Raw genomic sequence first — 21,709 nt, forward strand, 5'->3', positions numbered from 1 at the left:
AGCGCCACACGGGACAACTCACGACAAACTGACTCTTGGGAAACCCCGGCCAAACCGATCGTGCGTTTGTGCCACGCGTTTTTTCCTTTGTCTGTCACCGCAAGGCAACGGTTCAGATGTTCCATTGTTGCGAGGCCTTGCGGCGATTTTCGGACGGGAGCGGAGCGCAACCATGGTCTCGCCCCGCGGTCCTCGTCGTGACCTCAGAGAGGTGGTGATTCCGTCGATGGAGTCTCGCCATTGGCCTCGTCGAGCTTGCGATAGAGCGTCGAGCGTCCGATTTTGAGACGGCGCGCCACCTCCGACATCTGTCCACGGTAGTGGGCGATGGCGAAGCGGATGATCTCATGCTCCATCTCCTCCAGCGGCCGCACATCGCCCCCGGCGGTCAGCATCGCCAGACTGCCATGCGAGGGCAGGGATGACGGAGCGATGGGTACTTCACTACCCGGCACCATGGCCGGCAGCCCAGGATGGACGGGCCGCTCCACGGTCAGCGCGGGCGCCGGCTCCACCGGCGGCGCATGGGTCGGGATCAGCGGGAAATCGGCCACGCCGAGCTGATCGGTCTCGCTCATGACGACGGCGCGATAGACTGCGTTTTCGAGCTGGCGGATGTTGCCGGGCCAGTCGAGCTTGGTCAGATAGGCGACGGCTTCGCCGCCGATGCCTGACACGGGACGGTTCTCCTCGGCGGCAAAGCGCGCCAGGAAATGCCGCAGCAGATGCGGGATGTCCTCGCGCCGTACGCGCAAGGGAGGAATCGTCAGCGGCAGGACGTGCAGCCGGTAGAACAGATCCTCGCGGAAATGGCCTTCCTTGACGCGATCGAGCAGGCGGCGATTGGTCGCCGAGATGATTCGAACGTCGACCTTGACCGGCTTGCGGCCGCCGACGGCCTCGACGGCGCCCTCCTGCAGCGCGCGCAGCAGCTTGACCTGGGCGGTGAGCGGCAGCTCGGAGACCTCGTCCAGGAACAGCGTGCCGCCATGGGCCTCGACGAACTTGCCCATGTGACGCTCGGTGGCGCCGGTGAATGCGCCCTTCTCGTGGCCGAACAGGATCGATTCGACGAGGTTATCCGGGATTGCGCCACAATTGACCGCGACGAACGGTCTGGTCTTGCGCTCGCTGGTGCCGTGGATGGCTCGGGCGAACAGCTCCTTGCCGACACCGGATTCGCCTTCGATCAGCACTGGGATCGAGGAGGCCGCAGCCTTCTCGGCGATGCGCAGGATCGGTGCCATGGCTTCTGCGCGGGTGATGATGTCGGCAAAGGTCAGCCGCCCCTCGCGGCTGTGCCGGATGCGCTGCAATTCGCCCTTCAGCGCGGACGTATTGAGCGCATTGCGCAAGGAAACCTGCAGCCGCTCGATGCCGACCGGCTTGACGACGAAATCCTGCGCGCCGGCGCGCATCGCGGAGACGACATTGTCGATGCCGCCATGCGCGGTCTGCACGATCACGGGAATCGAGATGCCGGCCTCGCGCATCTTCGACAGCACGCCCATGCCGTCGAGCCCGGGCATCACGAGATCGAGCACGATGGCGTCGATCGGGCCGGCGTCGGGATTGGTCAGCTTCTCGATCACGGCGTCGCCGGTCTCGACGACGACCGCCTCATAGCCGCATTTCTGAACCATGTTCTCCACCAGCCGGCGCTGGACCGGATCATCATCCGCAATCAAAATGCTGGCAGCCATGGCTTTCCTTGCACGCTACGACTATCTGTCTCGAATCGGGGCACTCTCGCCGACGCCGATTAACGCAACCTTAAACCTCGCTGATCGGGATATGCGTTCGAACAACAGGTTACCCATCCGATGACCTCGCGCGCCTCTTCTGCCCTTCGCAAGCCGACCAAATCCACCCAGAGCAAATCCGCCAAGACCGGGCCTTCGAAAAAGGCCAAGCCGGCGAAGACGTCGGCGAAGAAGCCGGTGTCGAGGCCCGCAGCCGTCAAGGCGGCTCGAGGTGCGACGGCCAAATCGTCTGCAAGGCCGGCCAAGAAGGTGGCTGCCAAGAGCGGCATTGGTGCGCTGCCCGAGTGGAATCTCGGCGACCTCTATATGGGCATCGATGCGCCGGAGATCGCTCACGATCTCGCGAAGATGGATTCTGAATGCGTCGCGTTTGAGACGGACTACAAGGGCAAGCTGGCCGAGCATGTGGCGCGGGAGGATGGCGGCGAATGGCTCGCAGGCGCCGTGCGGCGCTACGAGGCGATCGATGACCTCGCCGGACGGCTCGGCTCGTTCGCAGGGCTTGCGCATGCCGGCGACAGCGTCGATCCCGCGATCTCCAAATTCTATGGCGACATCTCGGAACGGCTCACGGCCGCCTCCACCCATCTGCTGTTCTTCCCGCTCGAGCTCAACCGCATCGACGACGCCGTGATCGAGCGCGCGATGGAGACGCCGGCGCTCGGTCACTACCGGCCGTGGATCGAGGATCTGCGCAAGGACAAGCCCTATCAGCTCGAGGACCGCGTCGAGCAGCTGTTCCACGAAAAGTCGCAGACGGGATACTCCTCCTGGAACAGATTGTTCGACCAGACCATCGCCGGGCTGCGCTTCCAGGTCGGCGGCAAGGAACTCGCGATCGAGCCGACGTTGAACTTCCTGCAGGACCGTGACGGCGCCAAGCGCAAGGCCGCCGCCGAGGCGCTGGCCAAGACCTTCAAGGCCAATGAGCGCACCTTCGCGCTGATCACCAACACGCTCGCCAAGGACAAGGACATCTCCGACCGCTGGCGCGGCTTCCAGGATGTCGCGGATTCCCGCCACCTGAACAATCGCGTCGAGCGCGAGGTGGTCGATGCGCTGGTGGCCTCGGTGCGGGCGGCCTATCCAAAGCTGTCGCATCGCTACTACCATCTCAAGGCGCGCTGGTTCAAAAAGAAGAAGCTGGCGCATTGGGACCGTAACGCGCCGCTGCCCTTCGCGGCCAATGCCACCATTGCCTGGCCGGAAGCGAAGAGCATGGTGCTGACGGCCTATCGCGGCTTTTCACCGGAGATGGCCGACATCGCGCAGCGCTTCTTCGACCAGAGCTGGATCGATGCGCCGGTGCGTCCAGGCAAGGCGCCGGGTGCGTTCTCGCATCCGACCACGCCGTCGGCGCATCCCTATGTGTTGATGAACTATCAGGGCAAGCCGCGCGACGTGATGACGCTCGCGCACGAGCTCGGCCACGGCGTGCACCAAGTGCTGGCGGCGAGGCAAGGCGCGCTGATGGCGCCGACGCCGCTGACTTTGGCGGAGACCGCGAGCGTGTTCGGCGAGATGCTGACCTTCAAGCGGCTCCTGTCCGAGACCAAGGACGCCAGGCAGCGTCAGGCGCTGCTCGCCGGCAAGGTCGAGGACATGATCAACACGGTGGTGCGGCAGATCGCGTTCTACTCGTTCGAGCGCGCCGTGCACACCGAGCGCAAGAACGGGGAGCTGACCGCGGAGCGGCTCGGCCAGATCTGGATGTCGGTGCAGACCGAAAGCCTCGGCGAGGCGATCGAGATCAAGCCGGGCTACGAGAACTTCTGGATGTACATCCCGCACTTCATCCACTCGCCATTCTACGTCTACGCCTATGCGTTCGGCGACTGCCTCGTGAACTCGCTCTATGCCGTCTACGAGCACGCCGCCGACGGCTTCGCCGAGCGCTATCTCGCGATGCTCGCGGCTGGCGGCACCAAGCATTATTCCGAGCTGCTCAAGCCGTTCGGCCTCGACGCCAAGGACCCCAAATTCTGGGACGGCGGCCTGTCGGTCATTGCCGGGATGATCGACGAACTGGAGCGGATGGCGTAGGGGCGTAAAACATTTGTTGAACGGAATGAAGAGGCGCGTTATACATTTGTATAACGCGCCATTTTTTCGGAGCGGCCCGCTATGAAGATTGAAATCAAGAAGATCGGCAATTCCGACGGCCTGCTGTTGCCGCGTGAACTGATGCAGAGGCTCGACCTCAAGCGCGGTCAGCAACTGCACATCGTCGAATTGCCAGGCGGCGGCTTCCAGGCGCTGCCCTATGATCCGGATTTCGAGCGGACGATGGAGATCGCGGACGAGATCATGGATGAGTATCGCGACACCCTCGCCGCGCTCGCCAAATGAGCGAGCAGCAAGAACCGCTTTGGATCACCTACGAGCAGGCCGTCGCAATCCACGCCCGACAGTTGCGCCGCTTCGGCGGCGCGCCTGGGCTGCGTGACGAGGGCATGCTCCGCTCGGCCCTGGAGCGGCCCATTAACAAATGGAGCTATGAGCAGGCGACGCTTCCCGAGCTTGCCGCAGCCTATGCATTCGGACTCGCCAAGAACCACGCTTTCGTCGACGGCAATAAGCGGATCGCTTTCATGGCGATGATGACGTTTCTGCGCAGAAACGAAATCGCGTTCGCGCCGGACCCGGCTGAAGCGACCGCCATGATCCTCGCCCTCGCCGCCGGCGAGGTCAGCGAGGCCAGCCTGACGCGCTGGATCCTTGACAATTGGCCCGGCGAATAGGGCGATCGGAAAAACCGATAAAACTGCCTTGCATGCCAGCCGTTGCCCTTGCATTGGCTTTGGGGTATGCGACCTTAACAAAGCAATTTTCTCTGGGGGACCCCGATGGCAAACCATGGCGAGATCGCCTACTCGACGGCTGACGGCAACGACTACGCGGCGCATGAGGCCACGTATGTGGGCTTCATCAATCTGGTGAAGTTCGGCACGATCGGCGTCGCTCTGATCGTCATCTTGATGGCTATTTTCCTCGTTTAGTGTCGCTCTGGGCCCGCCGGCATCTCCGCCGGCGGGCCTTCAGCTGAGCGCCCCTGGCGCTGAAGGCTGAAGCCAGTTGGACGTCCCGCCCTTTTAAGCTCGCGCGCGCATCCGCGCCGGAGGCCTCATGAAGATTGCCGTCGCCAAGGAAATCGACCCGTTGGAGCCGCGGGTCGCCGCCTCTCCCGACACGGTGAAGAAGTTCAAGGCGCTGGGTGCCGAGATCGCGGTCGAGCCCGGTGCCGGCATCAAGTCCGGCCTGCCGGATTCGGAGTTCACGGCGGCGGGCGCAACCGTCAGCGCCGACGCGCTCAAGGACGCCGACATCATCATCAAGGTGAAACGGCCGGAAGCCTCCGAGCTCGCCAATTACCGGCGCGGTGCCTTGGTGTTCGCGATCATGGACCCCTACGGCAACGACGCCGCGCTCAAGGCGATGGCCGATGCCGGCATCGCCTCCTTCGCGATGGAGCTGATGCCGCGCATCACCCGCGCCCAGGTCATGGACGTGCTGTCGAGCCAGGCCAACCTCGCCGGCTACCGCGCCGTCATCGAAGGCGCTGAGGCATTCGGCCGCGCCTTCCCGATGATGATGACCGCGGCCGGCACCGTGCCGGCGACGAAGGTCTTCGTGATGGGCGTCGGCGTCGCCGGCCTGCAGGCGATCGCGACCGCGCGCCGGCTCGGCGCCATGGTCTCGGCCACCGACGTGCGGCCGGCCACCAAGGAGCAGGTGGAAAGCCTCGGCGCCAAGTTCCTGGCGGTCGAGGACGAGGAGTTCAAGAACGCCCAGACGGCCGGCGGCTACGCCAAGGAGATGTCGAAAGAGTACCAGGCCAAGCAGGCTGCTTTGACGGCGGAACACATCAAGAAGCAGGACGTCATCATCACGACTGCGCTGATCCCGGGCCGTCCGGCGCCGCGCCTCGTCACCATGGAGATGGTGAAGTCGATGCGTCCTGGCTCCGTGCTGGTCGACCTCGCGGTCGAGCGCGGCGGCAACGTCGAGGGCGTCAAGCTCGGCGAGACCGTCGAGATCGATGGCGTCAAGATCATCGGCTACCCCAACCTCGCAGGTCGGGTCGCAGCGTCCGCCTCCGGCCTCTACGCCCGCAACCTGTTCTCCTTCATCGAGACGATGATCGACAAGAAGGAGAAGGCGCTGGCAGTCAATTGGGACGACGAGCTGGTCAAGGCCACGGCTTTGACAAAGGACGGCGCCATCGTCCACCCGAACTTCCAGCCGAAGGCTTAAAGGAGCAAAGCCATGGAACATGTCGTCCAAGCCGTCGATCCGTTCGTCTTCCGGCTGTCGATCTTCGTGCTGGCGGTGTTCGTCGGCTATTTCGTGGTGTGGTCGGTGACGCCGGCCCTGCACACGCCGCTGATGTCGGTGACCAACGCAATCTCCTCGGTGATCGTGGTCGGCGCGCTGCTTGCGGTCGGCGTTCCCATGTTGTCGAGCGGCAGCGGTCTGGCGCGCGCGTTCGGCTTCATCGCGCTGATCTTCGCCTGCGTGAACATCTTCGGAGGCTTCCTCGTCACCCAGCGCATGCTGGCGATGTACAAGAAGAAGTCCAAGTAACAACGCCGCACGACGCGGGAAGACAGGCACAACGGGGCATCTGCAATGAACGCCAATCTGTCGGCACTCCTTTATCTCGTGGCAGGTGTGCTGTTCATCCTGTCTCTTCGTGGACTGTCCAGCCCGGCGACCAGCCGGCAGGGCAACTTCTTCGGCATGGCCGGCATGGCGATTGCCGTTGCCACCACCCTGGCCAGCCATCCCCCGGCCGACGCCGTGGCGTGGGTCCTGGTGATCCTCGGCATCGCCATCGGTGGCGGCATTGGCGCGGTCATTGCTCGTCGCGTGCCGATGACCTCGATGCCGGAACTGGTCGCCGCTTTCCACTCACTGGTGGGCATGGCGGCGGTCCTGGTGGCGGCCGGCGCGTTCTATGCGCCCGAAGCGTTCGACATCGGCACCCCCGGCAACATCCATTCGCAGAGCCTGATCGAAATGTCGCTCGGCGTCGCGATCGGCGCCCTGACCTTCACCGGCTCGGTGATCGCGTTCCTGAAGCTGTCGGGCCGCATGAGCGGTGCGCCGATCATTCTCCCTGCGCGCCACATCATCAACATCGTGCTGGCGATCGCGCTGGTGGTCTTCATCGTCGGACTCGTGATGTCCGGCAGTGCGCTGGACTTCTGGCTGATTACCATCATCGCGCTCACGCTCGGCGTGCTCATCATCATCCCGATCGGCGGCGCCGACATGCCGGTCGTGATCTCGATGCTGAACTCCTATTCCGGCTGGGCGGCCGCAGGCATCGGCTTCACGCTCGGCAACTCGGCGCTGATCATCACCGGTGCGCTGGTCGGCTCGTCCGGCGCCATCCTGTCCTACATCATGTGCCACGCGATGAACCGGTCCTTCATCTCGGTCATCCTCGGCGGCTTCGGCGGCGAGACCGCAGCGGCCGGTGGCGCCACGGGTGAGCAGAAGCCGGCCAAGCTCGGCTCGGCCGATGATGCGGCCTTCATCATGAAGAACGCTTCGAAGGTCATCATCGTCCCCGGTTACGGCATGGCGGTTGCGCAGGCGCAGCACGCGGTGCGTGAGCTGGCCGACACGCTGAAGAAGGAAGGCGTCGAGGTGAAGTACGCGATCCACCCGGTCGCTGGCCGCATGCCCGGCCACATGAACGTGCTGCTGGCCGAGGCCAACGTCCCCTATGACGAGGTGTTCGAGCTCGAGGACATCAACTCCGAATTCGCCCAGACCGACGTCGCCTTCGTGATCGGCGCCAACGACGTCACCAATCCCGCGGCCGAGGAGGACAAGACCTCGCCGATCTACGGCATGCCGGTGCTGCAGGTCTGGAAGGCGGGCACCGTGATGTTCATCAAGCGTTCGCTCGCGTCGGGCTATGCCGGCATCGACAATCCGCTGTTCTATCGCGACAACACGATGATGCTGCTCGGCGACGCCAAGAAGATGACCGAGAACATCGTCAAGGCGATGTAGCCGAGATCGTCGAGAGCCATGACGATTCTGAAATGGCTCCTGATCGTCGTCGTGGCGATCTACGGCACGGTGCTTGCGGTCCTGTTCGTCCGTCAGCGTGCGATGCTGTTTCCGATCCCGCCGGTCGGCCGCACGGCGCCGGCTGCAGCCGGATTTCCTCAGGCCGAAGAGCATGTGTTGACCTCGGCCGACGGCGAAAAGGTCATCGTCTGGCACGTGCCGGCGAAGCCCGGCAGCAAGGTCGTTCTCTATTTCCCCGGCAATGGCGATTTCCTCGCCGGGGTGGTGTCACGCTTCAAGGCGCTGACCGCCGACGGCACGGGTCTCGTTGCGCTGTCGTATCGTGGCTATGCGGGATCGAGCGGCAGTCCTAGCGAGCAGGGGCTGCTTCAGGACGCCGCAGCCGCCTTTGCCTTCACCCGTGAGCGCTACGAGGCGACGCGTATCGTGGTGTGGGGGTTTTCGCTCGGTAGCGGCGTGGCCACCGCGATCGCTGCGGAGCATCCGATCGCCAGGCTGATCCTCGAAGCGCCCTACACGTCGACGGTCGACGTCGCATCCGACATGCTCAAGGTGGTTCCCGTGAGTCTCTTGATGCGTGACAGCTTCCATTCCGACCAGCGCATCGCCAATGTGCATGTGCCGCTCCTGATCATGCATGGCGCCAGAGATCCGGGGATTCCGATCCGCTTCGGGGAAAGATTGTTCGCACTTGCGCATGAGCCCAAGCGCTTCGTACGGTTTGCCGACGGCGGACATAATGATCTGGATCTTTTCGGTGCGACCGACACAGCGAAGAGTTTTATCAGCGGCCCCTAGCGTTCGCGCGGCGAGATGGCCGGGTGGCCTGGCCGCTGTCCTGTTCTTTGCAGGTCTGCCGATGCCAGCGCATGCCGCCGGGCTGAACGGCGCCGCGATGGCCTGGCCGTTCGCGCTGCCGTTCGCGGGATTGCTGCTGTCGATCGCGCTCGGACCGCTGCTGTTTGCCGGCTTCTGGCATCACCATTACGGCAAGATCGCCGCGGCATGGGCCTTGGTGACGCTGGCGGCGCTGTCCTGGAACGCCGGGCTTGCGACGGCGCTTGCCGCCTTCGTCCACGCGTTGCTCGCCGAGTATCTCAGCTTCATCGTGCTCCTGTTCGCGCTTTACACGGTCGCCGGAGGCATCCTGGTCACCGGCGATATCAGAGGCACGCCGACCACCAATACGGCCATCCTTGCGCTCGGCACGATCATCGCGAGCGTTGTCGGCACCACGGGCGCCGCGATGATCCTGGTCCGTCCTCTGATCCGCGCCAACCTCGGGCGGCCGCACAATGTGCATGTGCTGGTGTTCTTCATCATCCTGGCTGCCAATGTCGGCGGTGCGCTGAGCCCGCTCGGCGATCCCCCGCTGTTCGTCGGCTTTCTGCGCGGCGTCGACTTCTTCTGGACCACGCAGCACATCTGGCTGCAGACCGCGATCGTCGCCGGCCTGCTGCTCGTGATCTTTGCGGCCATCGACGTCTGGCGCTTCCGGGCGGAGAAGCCGGCGTCGCAGGCGTCCGGGACGAGGGAGCCGGTGCGCGTTCGCGGTCTCGTCAACATCGTCCTGATCGCGGCCATCGTGGTCAACACGCTGGTCTCGGCGACCTGGAAGCCGGGCATCACCTTCGACGTCTACGGCACGCATCTCGAACTGCAGAACCTCGTTCGCGACGCCATCCTCGTGGTGATCGCCGGCCTGTCGCTCCGGCTCACGCCGGACGAACACCGCGAGGCCAACGGGTTCAACTGGGAGCCGATCCGCGAGGTCGCCAAGCTGTTCGCGGCGATCTTCACCGCCATCGTTCCGGTGATCGCCATGCTGAATGCCGGCCACGAGGGGACCTTCGGCTGGCTGCTGAATGCGGTGACGACGCCATCCGGCGCGCCGCGAGAGGTCGCCTATTTCTGGTTCACCGGGCTGATGTCCGCGTTCCTCGACAACGCGCCGACCTATCTCTTGTTCTTCGAGCTCGCCGGCGGAGACCCCAAGGTGCTGATGGGCGAGCTCTCGGGAACGCTGGCCGCAATATCGATGGGCGCGGTCTATATGGGCGCGCTGACCTATATCGGGAACGCGCCGAACTTCATGGTCGCGGCGATCGCCAATGAGCGCGGCATCAAGATGCCGAGCTTCTTCGGCTACATGCTGCGGGCGGCGGCCGTCCTGATCCCGTTGTTCCTGCTGTTGACCGTGCTGCCGATTCATCCGCTGCTCAGCGCGCATTGATCTGATCGCCGGCAACCCGGACAAGACCTCGCTTTGGGCCATTCGCCCGCAGGCCGGGTGACGGCCGCCTTGCCGTCGCGCATAGTCGGGCAGAACGGATCGAAGGACACGAATCATGAGCGTAAAGGGCGCAACGCCCGCATCATCGGTGATCTTTCCCGTCCTGGCGGTCGCATTGGTCGCGATCGTGACGCTGGCGCATTACGATTTTACGCCCTCGGCTGCCGGCATTGGGTTCGCCGCGGTGCTGCTGGTGATCCTGTTCGGCACCGTGTTCGCCGCCGTGCATCATGCCGAGGTGATCGCGCACGAGATCGGCGAGCCCTTCGGCACGCTGCTCCTGACCCTGGCGGTGACTGTCATCGAGGTGGCGCTGATCGCCACCATCATGCTCGGCGACAAGTCGGCCCCGGCGCTGGCGCGTGACACGGTCTTTGCCGTCGTGATGATCGTCTGCAACGGCCTTGTCGGCCTCTGCGTCTTCATCGGCGGCCTCCGCTATCGCGAGCAGGATGTCCTGGTGTCCGGCGCCAACCTCTATCTCAGCGTGCTGTTCACGATGGCGACCATCACCCTGGTGCTGCCGAACTATACGCTGACCTCGCCCGGTCCGGTCTATTCGGCCGTGCAGCTCGCCTTCGTCAGCGTGGCCACGATCCTGCTCTATGCTGTCTTCCTGTATACGCAGACGACCCGTCACCGGGATTACTTCGTCGGCAGCTCGGCCGGCTTCAGCGACGACGATGTCCGGCTGCCGCGGACGAAGCTATTGGTCAGCGTCGGGCTGCTGCTGGTCGCGCTGCTTGCCGTCGTGCTGCTCGCCAAGAAGTTCTCGCTGGTGGTCGATGCCGGCGTCGCCGCGACCGGTGCGCCGCCGGCTGTCGCCGGCGTGCTCGTGGCGCTTCTGATCCTGCTGCCGGAGAGCGTCGCCGCGATCTCGGCCGCCCGCGCCAACGACCTGCAGAAGAGCATCAACCTGGCGCTGGGGTCCTCGCTCGCGACCATCGGCCTGACGATCCCTGCGGTGGCGGTCGCCGCCTACGCGCTCGACAAGCAGCTGGTGCTCGGGCTCGACGCCCAAGGGATGGTACTGCTGGTCCTGACCTTCGTTCTCAGCATGCTGACGTTCGGCACGGGACGGACGAACATCCTGTTCGGGCTGGTGCACATGGTGGTGTTCGCGGTATTCCTCTTTCTGCTCTTCGTGCCCTGATTTCCAAAGAGATTCCCCATGCTCAGCGCCCAGTCCGACGTCCAGGTCGATACGCCCGAGGTCCGCGTCACGGAGTGGCGGCTGGCCCCCGGCAGTGCGACGGGGCGCCATGTCCACGGGATGGATTACGTGATCGTGCCGGTGACCGCGGGCGAGATGACGATCGTGGCGCCGTCCGGGGAGCGCTCCAAGGCACAGCTCGCCGTCGGCAAATCCTACTTCCGCAAAGCCGGGGTCGAACACGATGTGCTGAACGAGACCGGTTCCGAGATCGTTTTCCTGGAAGTTGAACTGAAGCCGTAACCATTTGTTTACCGGGATGCCGCTGATTGTGGTATCTTGAGCCAGCGATCCGGATAGCTGCGGCAGCCTCCGAGCGGTCTCGGATTGCAGCACGGCTACGGTCGCAAAGGCTTTCAGGAAAACGATTTTCTGCCGTTCATCGCCCAGCCATCGGCACGGGTATGAGCTGCGGAAGGTGGGGAATGGTCCCTTAATTGTGCCTCAAAGTTCCCGCAAATACCGCGCGGGAGTGGTCAAGCATGCTGAAATACATCACCAAGTTTGCCCTGGAGATCATCCCCTCGGTGGTCGCCACCATCATCGGGGCCTACATCGTCAACCACTACATCAATACCAAGCCCGACGCGCCGCCTTCGACCGTGGCCGCCGTGGCGTCGGCTGCCTATGCCAAGCTGACCGGCTCCAAGGCTGACGCGAAGGCTGACACGGCCAAATCGTCCGACAAGGGAACCGACAGCGCCAGGCTGGAGGCGAAGGCGGATGCGAAGCCGGCCGAGACGTCTGCCGAAGTCTCCAATGTCCCCGCTGCCGGCATCAAGGCGAAGGGCGTCTCCGAGAAGTCGCTGGCCGACAAGGCCGCGGAAAAGGTGGTCGACGTGAAGCCGACCGAGACCGCCAGCCTTCCCGCCGAGACGCCGCGCCATCCGGTCTCGCCACGTGAGAAGCTGATCGCGCGCGGTGCTCCGGCCGAGACGCCGGCGGCCTCGCAGGAGGAGCGCCGTGATGCCGCTGATCTGGCGCGGGCTGCGATCGAGCGGCTGCGCGCCAACGAGGCGAAGGGATCTGGCGAGAAGCCGTCCGTCGAAGCCGCCCGCGAGACGCCGCGCATCGCGACCGTGGCGCCGCAGGCGTCCCCGGTCCGCCCGCTGCCGCCGCCGATCTCGGTATCCGTGCCTTCAACCGATCAGGGCGCGGCTGCTCCCCCCGCTGCTGGTGCAAGCCCGTCTTACACCGGCTCGCTGCAGCCGGATGGCCGTCCGACTCCGCCGGCTGAGATTCCCACGCGGCAGCTGCGTCCGCTCGACCTGCGTGCCGACAAGTCGGACTCCTCGATCAAGGATCAGATGTCGAGCGTGGCGCAGGATATGATGTCGGCCGCCAAGTCGGTGTTCCACTCGGTGCTGCCGAAATAGCTGCTCTCATAGTTGCCGGGCGCGTCAGTTGCCGCGGTGATCCAGCAAAGCGGCGGGTCCAATGGTCCGCCGCTTTTGTTTGTCAGGAGCTTTGAAGCGGGCTGGGGTGTGAGCCGTGATCTCGCGCCGATCAGCAGATGGCGGTGATCGCGACCGGTTGCCCTGGGCAAGGCCCAGAGACCCCAAAAACAAAAACGCGAGCCCAAGGGCCCGCGCTTTCTAACATCATCAGATGGATATCAGATCGAACCGTGCAGATCAGCGCGGCGCGCCAGGGCGGGGACCCGCGCCAGGACCACGGCCAGCGCCACGGTCGCCGCCTGCGCCAGCGCCGAACACCGGCTTCGGCTTCATCGGCAGCAGACCTTCACGCTGCAGCTTCTTGCGGGCCAGCTTGCGCGCACGGCGCACGGCTTCGGCCTTCTCGCGGGCTTTCTTCTCGGAGGGCTTCTCGTAATGGCCGCGGAGCTTCATCTCGCGGAAAATGCCCTCGCGCTGCATCTTCTTCTTGAGCGCCTTGAGGGCTTGATCGACATTGTTATCGCGAACGAGAACCTGCACGCGGCATCCTCTTTCTCAGTCTATCGGTTTGAAATCGGCTGAAGTCAGGGCCGGCAAATGGCCTCGCCCTTAACCTTGAGGGCGCCCATGTATCAGACAACCTCAATGCTGTCCACCCGGTGGCGGGCTCTTAACGGCAAGTTTAACGCCGTCGCTCCGCTTTATTTCAGCCCTGTCAGCCCTGCCGGGGCGGGAGCGGCGAAACCTGGGTGACATGGCCCATTTTGCGGCCGGGCCGGGCTGCGCCCTTGCGGTAGAGGTGCACGGTCGCACCTGGGACCGTGAGCCATTGCTCGTAGTTGTCGATCTCGTCACCGATCAGGTTGGTCATGGTGACGTGTCCGTGGCGCAGCGGCTTACCGAGCGGCCAGCCGGCAATGGCCCGGATGTGCTGCTCGAATTGCGAGATCGACGCGCCGTCGAGCGTCCAGTGGCCGGAATTGTGCACCCGGGGGGCGATTTCGTTGACCAGCACGCCCGGGTTGGGCCCGTCGGATACGACGAACATCTCCACGGCCAGCACGCCGACATAGTCGAGGGCGGTCGCGATCCGGCTGGCGATGTCCCGGGCTTCGTCGGCGAGCGCGTCCGGAATGGCCGCCGGCGCCCGCGACACCTTCAGAATGTGATCCCGATGCTCGTTCTCGGTGACGTCGAAGCATTCGACCTGGCCATCGGCGGCGCGGGCCGCGACCACCGAAATCTCGCGCTCGAACGGCACGAATGCCTCGAGGATCGCCGATTTGGTGCCAAGCTCGGCCCAGATCCGCTCGAGGTCGTCGCCCTGGCGGATCTTGACCTGGCCCTTGCCGTCATAGCCGAAGCGGCGGGTCTTCAGCACGGCGGGCAGGCCGATCCGCAGGACCGCCTCTCGCAGCGTGCCGACGGACGAGACGTCGGCGTAGCTGGCGGTGCGGATGCCCAGCGACGTGACGAAATCCTTCTCGGTCAGCCGGTCCTGGGTCGTCTCCAGCGCGGCGCGGCCCGGCAGCACCGGGCGCCGCGCCGCGAGCACCATGGCTGCGGCGGACGGGACATTCTCGAACTCATAGGTGACGACGTCGACGTCGTTGGCGAACAGCTCCAGCGCTTCGACATCGGCATATTCCGCACAGGTGGCGTTCAGGACGACATCGAAGGCTGGTGAATCCGGGTCCGGCGAGAATACCTGGCAGCGCAGCCCGAGGCGGGCCGCGGCAAGCGCCAGCATGCGGCCGAGCTGACCGCCGCCGAGAATGCCGATGGTGTCGCCGGGCTTGAGCTTGACCCGATCGGAGCCGGTCACGCCGCGCCCTCCGGACGTTCGGCGATCGCATCCGTCTGCGACTGTCGCCAGGTGGACAGGCGCTCGGCCAGCGCGGGGTCGGTCAGGGCGAGCACGCTCGCCGCCAGCAGTGCAGCATTGATCGCCCCGGCTTTGCCGATGGCCAGCGTGCCGACAGGAATGCCGGCGGGCATCTGGACGATCGAATAGAGCGAATCCACCCCCGACAGGGCCTTGGATTCGACGGGAACACCGAACACCGGCAGCTCCGTCAGCGAGGCCGTCATGCCCGGCAGATGAGCGGCGCCGCCCGCGCCGGCGATGACGACCTTGAAGCCAGCCGCCTTCGCGCCCTTGGCGAACGCATACAGCCGATCCGGGGTGCGGTGCGCCGAGACGATACGGGCGTCATAGCTCACGCCCAGCGCGCCGAGTGTCGCGGCGGCATGGCGCATGGTATCCCAGTCGGACTGGCTTCCCATGATAATGGCGATCGGGGCGGTCATGACCTCAATTCTTCTCGGGAATCCCTCAGCATGGGCCGGAGTATAGGATCGGTCCTGACAGCGGCAAGCCATGGCATGGAGGTCTGAATGGACTATCCTGTCTTGGTTAAACCCGGCAAGTCCAAACCTCCGTGCGGTAGGGGATCGGATGAAAAAGAAGCGCATGAAGAGGTCGGGACCTGCCGGCAAGCGTGGAACTCGATACCGTCCCAGGGTTTTGCGGGCCGGCCGGTCGCCACCAGCGGGGCCCGATCCCATACCGGCCGGCGCCCGGCAGACGATCCGGCGCCTCAAGGCTGAGCTGGCGGCGGCCCAGTTGCGGATCGAGGAACTGACCGCCACCGCCGAGCGCGATTTCCTGCTCGACATCTTCAATCGCCGCGGTTTCGCCCGCGAGCTCCACCGCTCCATCGCTTTCATCAAGCGCTATGACGCCACCGGCGCCCTCGTCGTGCTCGATGTCGATCGCCTGAAGCCGATCAACGACATGTTCGGCCATGCCGCCGGCGACGAGGTCCTGAAGGCCGTTGCGCGCGTCCTCAGCGAGGAGGTCCGCTCCTCCGACGTCATCGGACGGCTCGGCGGTGATGAGTTCGGTGTCCTGCTCTGGCACCTCAGCGAGACCGATGCGCGCGTCAAGGCCGCGGCGCTGGAGGAAGCGATCGACAATCTGAGCTTCACCTTCGCCGATCAGGCCGTGCGTGCAGGTGCTTCGGCCGGAGTGGCCCTGCTGGACAAGCGGGTCAACCCGGTGCGTGCGCTCGAGGAGGCCGATCGTGCGATGTACATCCGCAAGGCGCAGCGCAGACACGAGATCCGCCCCTGATCGACGGCAGGGAGCGTCGACGAACTCATCGCTCGCCAACCTTCGCCGTCGTTCCCGGGCAAGCCCGAGCCGCGCAGCGGCGCCGCGGAGGATTTGGCAGCGAGCCCTTTCGCCCTGGGAGATGTTGTGGCGCGAGATCGGAGCCGCCGGCCTGCCGCCATATCACGTGCTTTGGTTATGGACGTCCGCCGGGATGACGATGGCGTGTGCAGCGACCGCGGTCCCGCATCGACCGGTCCTGCGCGTCGATGACATCCCGCCAAGATCGATCGACTACACCTCGCCGAGATCGTCGGGCAACGCGCCGAATTTGTGCAGCAGCTTGGCGTCGCTGAACTCGCCCATCAACGGATCGCCGCTGCGGCTGAAGGCGATGGCACCGATGTTGTCCGGCAGGCGCGACATCGCCTCCGCGCGACGAAGCGCGGCAGTCGAGCTCTGACATTCCTCGGCTGCTCCGGCAATCAGCGTGCCCAGTTCGTCTCGCCTGAAGGGCATGGCGACGTAGTAGGTCACGTCAGGCATGGCACGATCCTCCTTGCGCTCGCGAGGTTCCAGCAGGTGCCGTCGCGATCAGAGATTTAGAGCTCGGCAGGCTTACGCCGCATTGCTCTGCGCTTCGTCTGAGACGGTGTTTGGCATGCAGCCGCTTGAGATCGCGGCGCGCAACTCCTGCAGCTCCAGCTCGAGATACTCGTTCGCCATGATCAGCGCCTTGATGGTGGAGCGCAGATTGCCGTCGCACATCGCAATGGCCTGATCGCAGGCCTGTTCGTAGAGGCGGTCATAGGGAGAGGAGGCGGGCATCAGAACCGTCCTGGGCTTTGAGGGCTTGATAGGAAGCGGCTTGATTGTTCTTGTTTTGTTCCTAAATGTCAATATCAGTCTCGTACCGCCCCAGCCTCCATTCAGTGCAAAATACGACAAAAGCGCTGACGCTTTGCGTCAGGCGATGATGTCGGGCGTGATCTGGTCTTCGATGAAGGCGATCCGATCGCGTAGCAGAAGCTTCCGCTTCTTCAGCCGTTGCAGCCGCAACAAATCGGGGGCGGGCGATTGATGCAAAGCGTCAATCGCCGCGTCGAGATCGCGGTGCTCCTGCTGCAGGCGCGCGAGTTCGGCCTGCAGTTCGCGCTCGTCTTGGTCAGCCATGATCTATGATAGCAAAAATGCGGAAGGAAGTGGGAAGCCTAGCGAAAGGCGGGCGTAAATATTGCGCTTGCGAAGCTGATAAGCAAGCCGCGAACCTCATGATCTCGGCCGCTGTCCCGTGAATTTCAGGTTGGCGTCGATTCTCGAATCGTCCGCATCTCCTCACGCTTCATTACACACGGTGCTCAAATTTGCATGTGCGGTCTTTTGGCCCCATCGACAGGTCAAGCGACTTGTGTACACTCATTCACCCTGGTCGAATCTCGGGTTCACCTACCAAGGAGCTGTCGAATGGCCATTCAGGCGCATCTCGTTGAACTGGAGCGTAAGCATAAAGTTCTTGAAAACGAATTGCATGAAGCTCTCCTGCATCTATCGACCGACGATCTGCGGATTGCTGAACTGAAGCGGCGTAAACTGATGGTGAAGGATGAGATCGAGCGCTTGAGGCAGGTCACTACCGAAACGCTTCACTGAGATGTGACGACAACCGACGTCAATTACCATCGCAAGACCACGCGTACTGGGACGGCGGATAAACCCCGTCCCAGGCGCAATCCTGATAAGAGTTTGAGTGAGGACCGATGGCCGCCGACGGATGGGGTCATCGATTTTCGTTGACCGTCGCCCCTCGCGACCCGGCGTTGCGGATGTCAGCTCGCGGTGAGTTCGCCGACATGGGCGGCGATCGCGAGCGATGATGTCAGCCCGGGTGATTCAATTCCGAACAGATTGATCAGTCCTTCCACGCCGTGATCGCGCGGGCCCTGGATGACGAAGTCCTGCGATGCCACCGCGGGAGGGACGATCTTCGGCCGGATGCCGGAATAGCTCGGCATCAGCGCACCATCGGGCAATGTCGGCCAGTATTTGCGGATCGCCGGATAGAAGCGTTCGGCGCGCGCTGGATCGACGGCGTAGTCGATCGTATCGATCCACTCGACGTCGGGGCCAAAGCGGGCCTGGCCGGCCATGTCGAGCGTCAGATGGACGCCGAGCCCGCCAGGTTCCGGCACCGGATAGATCAGCCGGCTGAACGGAGCCTTGGCGCTGCAGCTGAAATAATTGCCTTTGGCGAGATAGGCGGTGGGCACCAGCTCTGACGGCATGCCGTCGATCAGCCGGGCGACCGTCGGCGCGTTTAGGCCGGCGGCGTTGACCAGAAGCCGGCAGGACAGCGTCATCGGCTGCTCGCCGCCGGCATCGAGCTCGATCGCGCTGCCCGCGGCCTTGGCGCGCAGCAGCGGCGTATGGAATGCGAAAGCACCGCCGGCGTCCTCGATTTCGCCGCGCAACGACAGCATGAAGGCGTGGCTGTCGAGGATCCCGGTCGACGGCGACAGGAGGGCGGCCTCGCAGGCGAGGGCCGGCTCCATGGCGCGCGCCTCCGGGCCTGTCAGCAGCCGCATGCCTTCGACGCCGTTCGCCTCGGCATGGGCGCGGATGCCCTGGAGCTTCTCGGTTTCGGCCGGGCTGGTCGCAACGATCAGCTTGCCGCAATTGCGGTAGGGAACGCCGTGCTCGTCGCAATAGCGGTACATCATGCGTTTCCCGCTCACGCAGAAGCGGGCCATCAGGCTGCCGGCCTTGTAGTAGATGCCGGCATGGATCACTTCGCTGTTGCGAGATGACGTAACCGTGCCGATGTCCTCAGCGGCCTCGAGCACGATGACTTCCCGACCCGCCCGGGCCAGCTGTCGGGCCACTGCAAGGCCGACGACGCCGGCGCCAATGACGACGCAATCAACCTTATCCATACGCTTTCCTGAGATGATTCCGGGAAGTCATTCCGCTTGCAATCCCTGGTGGGCGGAACTCCGCTCCAAAGCATGCCACTGCTTAGCAAATCGTTCATCATACAAGGTCATTGCCAGGATTTGCTTCGTCTTTTTCGAAGTTTGTGGAAACCGTTTACCCGATCCCAACCGGTCGAGCCAGAGAATGCCATCCGAATACCGCGGGTGATTGATGGCTGGCAACAATTGGCAGGCGAGCGACCGAAACGCGTTTCGTGCGCGTGTCGTTGTGGCCGCGATGGCCTCGCTGACCGCCGCGTCGTCGACGACGGCCTGGGCTGCCTCGCCCGGTATCTCACCTTTGTCGCCGTCCAGCTATATCGGAGCCGTCGAGCCCGACGTGCTCTGGAAGGTGGTCATCGGCGGCATCGTCATCTGCGCATTCCTGGCCTCGGTCCTGATCTGGATCCATTCGGCATTGCGCCGCACCAAGCGCGCCCAATTGCGGCGCAATGCGTTCATCAGCTCAGCCCTCAACAATCTGAGCCAGGGCCTGATGCTGACCGACGCCGCCAACCGGGTCGTCTTTTACAACCGCCGTTTTCTCGAAATCTATGGCATGGGGCGGGCGGATATTCCTCCCGGCTGCACCGGCCGGGATCTGGTGGAGCTGCGCCGCCAGCGCGGCCTGCTCAAGCTCACCGTCGAAGACTATGCGCGCCTCGCGCGTGAGCCCGACGGGTGCTTGACCGAACTGCCGGACGGCCGCGCGGTGCGCGCCAAGATCTTCCGCCTGCCGACCGGCGGATCGATCGGCATCCATGAGGATTGCACGGAGCAGCGCCGGCTGGAGCGTGAGCTCGCCTCGACCAAGCAGTTCCTGGAATCGGTGTTGAATCACGTTCCGGTCTGCGTCGCCGCCAAGACGATCGAGGACGGCCGCTACATCTTCGCCAACCGCGCCTTCGAGGAATTTTCACGTATCCCGCGCGAGCGCATCGTCGGCAGCCGGGCGCAGGATCTGTTCTCCGTCGAAACCGCCGCCAACATCGAAGCGGCCGATCGTATCGCCACGCTTGCTCCGAGCACATCGCACCGCTCCGAGCTCCTGATCCAGCGCGGCACCAAGCAGCTCATTCTGGATTCAAGCCGGGTCGTGGCCTGCGACGAGAATGGCGAGCCGCAATTCCTTATCTCGGTGTTCGATGATGCGACCGAGCGGCGCTCGCTTGGTCTCGAGCTGGAGAACACCAAGAAGTTCCTCGAGCTCATCGTCGACAATATTCCCGTCTCGCTGATCGTCGAGAGCGTCGACGACGGCCGCTATCTGCTCGCCAATCGCAGCGCCGAGATCATCCTCAACCGCAAGCGCGAGGAAGCGACGGGCTTGACCGCCGCCGACATCTTCAATCCGCGCGAGGCGAGGCTGATCGTGGCGCGCGACGAGGCTGCGGTCAAAAAACGCAGCCTGATGACCGAAGAGCATCCGATCTCGACCAAGGACGGTCTGCGTCTGTTTCTGACCCGCCGGGTGACGGTGGTCGGCGACGGCGGACAGCCGCAATATCTGATCAAGACCTATGAGGATGTGACCGACCGGCGCCAGACCGAATCGCGGATGGCGCACATGGCCTATCATGACGGCCTGACCGATCTGCCGAACCGCGCCGCCTTCCTGCAGGCGCTGAGCCAGATGATCGAAGCCTGCGCGGATACCGACGAGGAATTCGCCGTGCTGAATGTCGACCTCAAGGGCCTGAAAGATGTCAATGACGTCTTCGGCCACGCCATCGGTGACAAGCTGCTGATCGAGGTCTCCCGCCGCGTCCATCATGTCGCCCGCGGCGGCGTGGTCGCACGCCTGTCCGGCGATGAGTTCGGGCTGATCATCGACGGCAAGCAGCCGGAGGCGGGCAGGGCGCTGGCCGAACAACTGGCCGACGCGATTGCCGTCGAATTCCAGATCGACGGCAAGTCGATCCGGACCGCGCTCACCACCGGCATCTCGGTGTTTCCGCACAACGGTTCGGACCCGGCCTCGCTGCTCGCCAATGCCGGCGCCGCGCTGTTCCGGGCCAAGGCGAAATCGCGCGGCAGCATCACCTTCTACGAGCCGGAGATGGACCAGCAGATCCGCGATCGCCGGGTGCTGCATCAGGAGCTCTCGGTCGCGATCAAGCATGGCGAGCTGTCGCTGTACTTCCAGCCGCAGGCGAGCTCCGGCCACACCGTCGATTGCAGCGAGATCATCGGTTTCGAGGCGCTGGCGCGCTGGCACCACCCGGTCCGCGGCTTCGTGCCGCCGAGCGACTTCATTCCGCTCGCCGAAGAGAGCGGGCTGATCGTCGAGATGGGCGAGTGGATCCTGCGCCAGGCCTGCCGCGAGGCGGCGTCCTGGCCGAAGCCGCTGCAGATCGCGGTCAACCTGTCGCCGGCCCAATTCGTCCATGGCGACCTGGTGGCTCTGGTGCATTCGATTCTGCTCGAGACCGGTCTGCCGCCGGGACGGCTCGAGCTCGAAATCACCGAGGGCGTGCTGATCGAGGATTTCGATCGCGGTGTTGCGCTGCTGCGCCGGCTGAAGGCGCTCGGCGTCCGCGTCTCGATGGACGATTTCGGCAGCGGCTACTCGTCGCTCAGCTATCTGCAGGCGTTCCCGTTCGACAAGATCAAGATCGACCGCGCCTTCGTCATGAATCTCGGCCGCAATCCGCAATCGGCGGCGATCATCCGTGCGGTGATCGGCCTTGGCCACGGCATGAACATGTCGATCGTCGCGGAAGGCGTCGAGACGCTCGAGCAGCTCGGCTTTCTCGCCGAGCAGGGCTGCGATTCGGTTCAGGGCTATCTGCTCGGCAAGCCCTTGCCGATCGACAAATATGACGGCGTCGTCGGCCGCGCGCATGACGACGTCGTTGCGACCGCGCGTAAAACGGGCTGACCGTAGGATTGCGGTCAGAGGCTGCCGTGC

Annotated in this window: 23 protein-coding genes; 15 read left to right on the forward strand and 8 right to left on the reverse strand. The window is 64.3% G+C overall.

Going from position 1 to position 21,709, the window contains the following annotated elements:
• Nucleotides 1-203: 203 nt before the first annotated feature.
• Nucleotides 204-1,703 (reverse strand): sigma-54-dependent transcriptional regulator, encoded by a 1,500-nt coding sequence (locus QQL87_RS18495; RefSeq protein WP_284420331.1) that lies wholly within the window; start codon nucleotides 1,701-1,703, stop codon nucleotides 204-206.
• A gap of 120 nt (nucleotides 1,704-1,823) precedes the next feature.
• Here QQL87_RS18495 and QQL87_RS18500 point away from each other — a divergent pair, with 120 nt between their 5' ends.
• From QQL87_RS18500 to QQL87_RS18555, 12 genes are all read left to right on the forward strand, one after another.
• A complete protein-coding gene (locus QQL87_RS18500) occupies nucleotides 1,824-3,806 on the forward strand; it encodes a M3 family oligoendopeptidase (RefSeq protein ID WP_284420329.1) in 1,983 nt (660 codons plus the stop codon).
• An 81-nt stretch (nucleotides 3,807-3,887) separates the two neighbouring features.
• A complete protein-coding gene (locus QQL87_RS18505; RefSeq protein WP_015664446.1) occupies nucleotides 3,888-4,112 on the forward strand; it encodes an AbrB/MazE/SpoVT family DNA-binding domain-containing protein in 225 nt (74 codons plus the stop codon).
• Complete coding sequence (locus tag QQL87_RS18510; protein WP_284420327.1) at nucleotides 4,109-4,504, forward strand: type II toxin-antitoxin system death-on-curing family toxin; 396 nt, start codon at nucleotides 4,109-4,111, stop codon at nucleotides 4,502-4,504. The genes QQL87_RS18505 and QQL87_RS18510 overlap by 4 nt, the downstream gene beginning before the upstream one ends.
• Before the next feature lie 105 nt (nucleotides 4,505-4,609).
• Nucleotides 4,610-4,762, forward strand: coding sequence for an aa3-type cytochrome c oxidase subunit IV (locus QQL87_RS18515; RefSeq protein ID WP_284420326.1), 153 nt, complete (start codon nucleotides 4,610-4,612; stop codon nucleotides 4,760-4,762).
• A 127-nt stretch (nucleotides 4,763-4,889) separates the two neighbouring features.
• Nucleotides 4,890-6,017: a Re/Si-specific NAD(P)(+) transhydrogenase subunit alpha gene (locus tag QQL87_RS18520; protein WP_284420325.1), complete on the forward strand. Its 1,128-nt coding sequence runs from the start codon at nucleotides 4,890-4,892 to the stop codon at nucleotides 6,015-6,017.
• A gap of 12 nt (nucleotides 6,018-6,029) precedes the next feature.
• Complete coding sequence (locus tag QQL87_RS18525; RefSeq protein ID WP_284420324.1) at nucleotides 6,030-6,347, forward strand: proton-translocating transhydrogenase family protein; 318 nt, start codon at nucleotides 6,030-6,032, stop codon at nucleotides 6,345-6,347.
• A 45-nt stretch (nucleotides 6,348-6,392) separates the two neighbouring features.
• The gene (locus QQL87_RS18530; protein ID WP_284420323.1) at nucleotides 6,393-7,790 is read left to right on the forward strand and encodes an NAD(P)(+) transhydrogenase (Re/Si-specific) subunit beta; all 1,398 of its coding nucleotides are present in this window, start codon (nucleotides 6,393-6,395) and stop codon (nucleotides 7,788-7,790) included.
• Nucleotides 7,791-7,808: 18 nt separating this feature from the next.
• Entirely contained in the window at nucleotides 7,809-8,609 is an 801-nt protein-coding gene (locus tag QQL87_RS18535; protein ID WP_284420322.1) for an alpha/beta hydrolase, read from the forward strand.
• Nucleotides 8,610-8,706: 97 nt separating this feature from the next.
• Nucleotides 8,707-10,044 (forward strand): sodium:proton antiporter, encoded by a 1,338-nt coding sequence (locus tag QQL87_RS18540; RefSeq protein WP_284420373.1) that lies wholly within the window; start codon nucleotides 8,707-8,709, stop codon nucleotides 10,042-10,044.
• A 115-nt stretch (nucleotides 10,045-10,159) separates the two neighbouring features.
• The gene (locus QQL87_RS18545) at nucleotides 10,160-11,257 is read left to right on the forward strand and encodes a calcium:cation antiporter (RefSeq protein ID WP_284420321.1); all 1,098 of its coding nucleotides are present in this window, start codon (nucleotides 10,160-10,162) and stop codon (nucleotides 11,255-11,257) included.
• 18 nt (nucleotides 11,258-11,275) lie between these two features.
• On the forward strand, nucleotides 11,276-11,560 hold the full coding sequence (locus QQL87_RS18550) for a cupin domain-containing protein (RefSeq protein WP_041756144.1): 285 nt from the start codon (nucleotides 11,276-11,278) through the stop codon (nucleotides 11,558-11,560).
• Between the two features lie 239 nt (nucleotides 11,561-11,799).
• Entirely contained in the window at nucleotides 11,800-12,693 is an 894-nt protein-coding gene (locus QQL87_RS18555; protein WP_284420320.1) for a hypothetical protein, read from the forward strand.
• 258 nt (nucleotides 12,694-12,951) lie between these two features.
• Here the strand turns inward: QQL87_RS18555 and rpsU are convergent, their stop codons facing one another.
• From rpsU to purE, 3 genes are all read right to left on the reverse strand, one after another.
• Nucleotides 12,952-13,254 (reverse strand): 30S ribosomal protein S21, encoded by a 303-nt coding sequence (rpsU, locus tag QQL87_RS18560; RefSeq protein ID WP_009028248.1) that lies wholly within the window; start codon nucleotides 13,252-13,254, stop codon nucleotides 12,952-12,954.
• A gap of 175 nt (nucleotides 13,255-13,429) precedes the next feature.
• Nucleotides 13,430-14,539 carry a 5-(carboxyamino)imidazole ribonucleotide synthase gene (locus tag QQL87_RS18565; protein ID WP_284420319.1) on the reverse strand — a complete coding sequence of 370 codons (1,110 nt, stop codon included), beginning with the start codon at nucleotides 14,537-14,539 and terminating at the stop codon, nucleotides 13,430-13,432.
• Nucleotides 14,536-15,024: a 5-(carboxyamino)imidazole ribonucleotide mutase gene (gene purE, locus QQL87_RS18570; RefSeq protein WP_284420318.1), complete on the reverse strand. Its 489-nt coding sequence runs from the start codon at nucleotides 15,022-15,024 to the stop codon at nucleotides 14,536-14,538. The genes QQL87_RS18565 and purE overlap by 4 nt, the downstream gene beginning before the upstream one ends.
• Before the next feature lie 316 nt (nucleotides 15,025-15,340).
• Between purE and QQL87_RS18575 the strand changes: the two genes are divergently transcribed.
• Nucleotides 15,341-15,850, forward strand: a complete 510-nt coding sequence (locus tag QQL87_RS18575; RefSeq protein ID WP_284420317.1) for a GGDEF domain-containing protein — start codon at nucleotides 15,341-15,343, stop codon at nucleotides 15,848-15,850.
• 273 nt (nucleotides 15,851-16,123) lie between these two features.
• Here the strand turns inward: QQL87_RS18575 and QQL87_RS18580 are convergent, their stop codons facing one another.
• The 3 genes from QQL87_RS18580 to QQL87_RS18590 all read right to left on the reverse strand — a co-directional run bounded on the left by QQL87_RS18580 (nucleotide 16,124) and on the right by QQL87_RS18590 (nucleotide 17,002).
• Nucleotides 16,124-16,375, reverse strand: a complete 252-nt coding sequence (locus tag QQL87_RS18580; protein WP_284420316.1) for a hypothetical protein — start codon at nucleotides 16,373-16,375, stop codon at nucleotides 16,124-16,126.
• A gap of 72 nt (nucleotides 16,376-16,447) precedes the next feature.
• Complete coding sequence (locus QQL87_RS18585) at nucleotides 16,448-16,657, reverse strand: hypothetical protein (RefSeq protein ID WP_284420315.1); 210 nt, start codon at nucleotides 16,655-16,657, stop codon at nucleotides 16,448-16,450.
• Between the two features lie 138 nt (nucleotides 16,658-16,795).
• Nucleotides 16,796-17,002 carry a YdcH family protein gene (locus tag QQL87_RS18590; RefSeq protein ID WP_009028242.1) on the reverse strand — a complete coding sequence of 69 codons (207 nt, stop codon included), beginning with the start codon at nucleotides 17,000-17,002 and terminating at the stop codon, nucleotides 16,796-16,798.
• A 291-nt stretch (nucleotides 17,003-17,293) separates the two neighbouring features.
• On the opposite strand from QQL87_RS18590, the gene QQL87_RS18595 reads away from it, so the two are divergent.
• Nucleotides 17,294-17,479: a YdcH family protein gene (locus QQL87_RS18595; RefSeq protein WP_284420313.1), complete on the forward strand. Its 186-nt coding sequence runs from the start codon at nucleotides 17,294-17,296 to the stop codon at nucleotides 17,477-17,479.
• A 176-nt stretch (nucleotides 17,480-17,655) separates the two neighbouring features.
• Here QQL87_RS18595 and QQL87_RS18600 read toward each other — a convergent pair whose 3' ends face one another.
• Nucleotides 17,656-18,759, reverse strand: a complete 1,104-nt coding sequence (locus QQL87_RS18600) for an NAD(P)/FAD-dependent oxidoreductase (protein WP_284420312.1) — start codon at nucleotides 18,757-18,759, stop codon at nucleotides 17,656-17,658.
• A 211-nt stretch (nucleotides 18,760-18,970) separates the two neighbouring features.
• Between QQL87_RS18600 and QQL87_RS18605 the strand changes: the two genes are divergently transcribed.
• A complete protein-coding gene (locus QQL87_RS18605; RefSeq protein WP_284420311.1) occupies nucleotides 18,971-21,679 on the forward strand; it encodes a sensor domain-containing protein in 2,709 nt (902 codons plus the stop codon).
• Nucleotides 21,680-21,709: the final 30 nt, after the last annotated feature.

It is taken from the genome of Bradyrhizobium sp. SSBR45G (assembly GCF_030159255.1).
GTDB lineage: Bacteria > Pseudomonadota > Alphaproteobacteria > Rhizobiales > Xanthobacteraceae > Bradyrhizobium.

Coding starts and splice junctions, on each gene's coding strand:
- QQL87_RS18530 (WP_284420323.1), top strand. CDS start 6,393: ATGAACGCCAATCTGTCGGCACTCCTTTATCTCGTGGCAGGTGTGCTG.
- QQL87_RS18545 (WP_284420321.1), top strand. CDS start 10,160: ATGAGCGTAAAGGGCGCAACGCCCGCATCATCGGTGATCTTTCCCGTC.
- QQL87_RS18525 (WP_284420324.1), top strand. CDS start 6,030: ATGGAACATGTCGTCCAAGCCGTCGATCCGTTCGTCTTCCGGCTGTCG.
- QQL87_RS18505 (WP_015664446.1), top strand. CDS start 3,888: ATGAAGATTGAAATCAAGAAGATCGGCAATTCCGACGGCCTGCTGTTG.
- QQL87_RS18600 (WP_284420312.1), bottom strand. CDS start 18,759: ATGGATAAGGTTGATTGCGTCGTCATTGGCGCCGGCGTCGTCGGCCTT.
- QQL87_RS18590 (WP_009028242.1), bottom strand. CDS start 17,002: ATGGCTGACCAAGACGAGCGCGAACTGCAGGCCGAACTCGCGCGCCTG.
- QQL87_RS18540 (WP_284420373.1), top strand. CDS start 8,707: ATGGCCTGGCCGTTCGCGCTGCCGTTCGCGGGATTGCTGCTGTCGATC.
- QQL87_RS18585 (WP_284420315.1), bottom strand. CDS start 16,657: ATGCCCGCCTCCTCTCCCTATGACCGCCTCTACGAACAGGCCTGCGAT.
- QQL87_RS18550 (WP_041756144.1), top strand. CDS start 11,276: ATGCTCAGCGCCCAGTCCGACGTCCAGGTCGATACGCCCGAGGTCCGC.
- QQL87_RS18580 (WP_284420316.1), bottom strand. CDS start 16,375: ATGCCTGACGTGACCTACTACGTCGCCATGCCCTTCAGGCGAGACGAA.
- QQL87_RS18520 (WP_284420325.1), top strand. CDS start 4,890: ATGAAGATTGCCGTCGCCAAGGAAATCGACCCGTTGGAGCCGCGGGTC.
- QQL87_RS18510 (WP_284420327.1), top strand. CDS start 4,109: ATGAGCGAGCAGCAAGAACCGCTTTGGATCACCTACGAGCAGGCCGTC.
- QQL87_RS18535 (WP_284420322.1), top strand. CDS start 7,809: ATGACGATTCTGAAATGGCTCCTGATCGTCGTCGTGGCGATCTACGGC.
- QQL87_RS18605 (WP_284420311.1), top strand. CDS start 18,971: ATGGCTGGCAACAATTGGCAGGCGAGCGACCGAAACGCGTTTCGTGCG.
- purE (WP_284420318.1), bottom strand. CDS start 15,024: ATGACCGCCCCGATCGCCATTATCATGGGAAGCCAGTCCGACTGGGAT.
- QQL87_RS18595 (WP_284420313.1), top strand. CDS start 17,294: ATGGCCATTCAGGCGCATCTCGTTGAACTGGAGCGTAAGCATAAAGTT.
- QQL87_RS18500 (WP_284420329.1), top strand. CDS start 1,824: ATGACCTCGCGCGCCTCTTCTGCCCTTCGCAAGCCGACCAAATCCACC.
- QQL87_RS18555 (WP_284420320.1), top strand. CDS start 11,800: ATGCTGAAATACATCACCAAGTTTGCCCTGGAGATCATCCCCTCGGTG.
- QQL87_RS18495 (WP_284420331.1), bottom strand. CDS start 1,703: ATGGCTGCCAGCATTTTGATTGCGGATGATGATCCGGTCCAGCGCCGG.
- QQL87_RS18515 (WP_284420326.1), top strand. CDS start 4,610: ATGGCAAACCATGGCGAGATCGCCTACTCGACGGCTGACGGCAACGAC.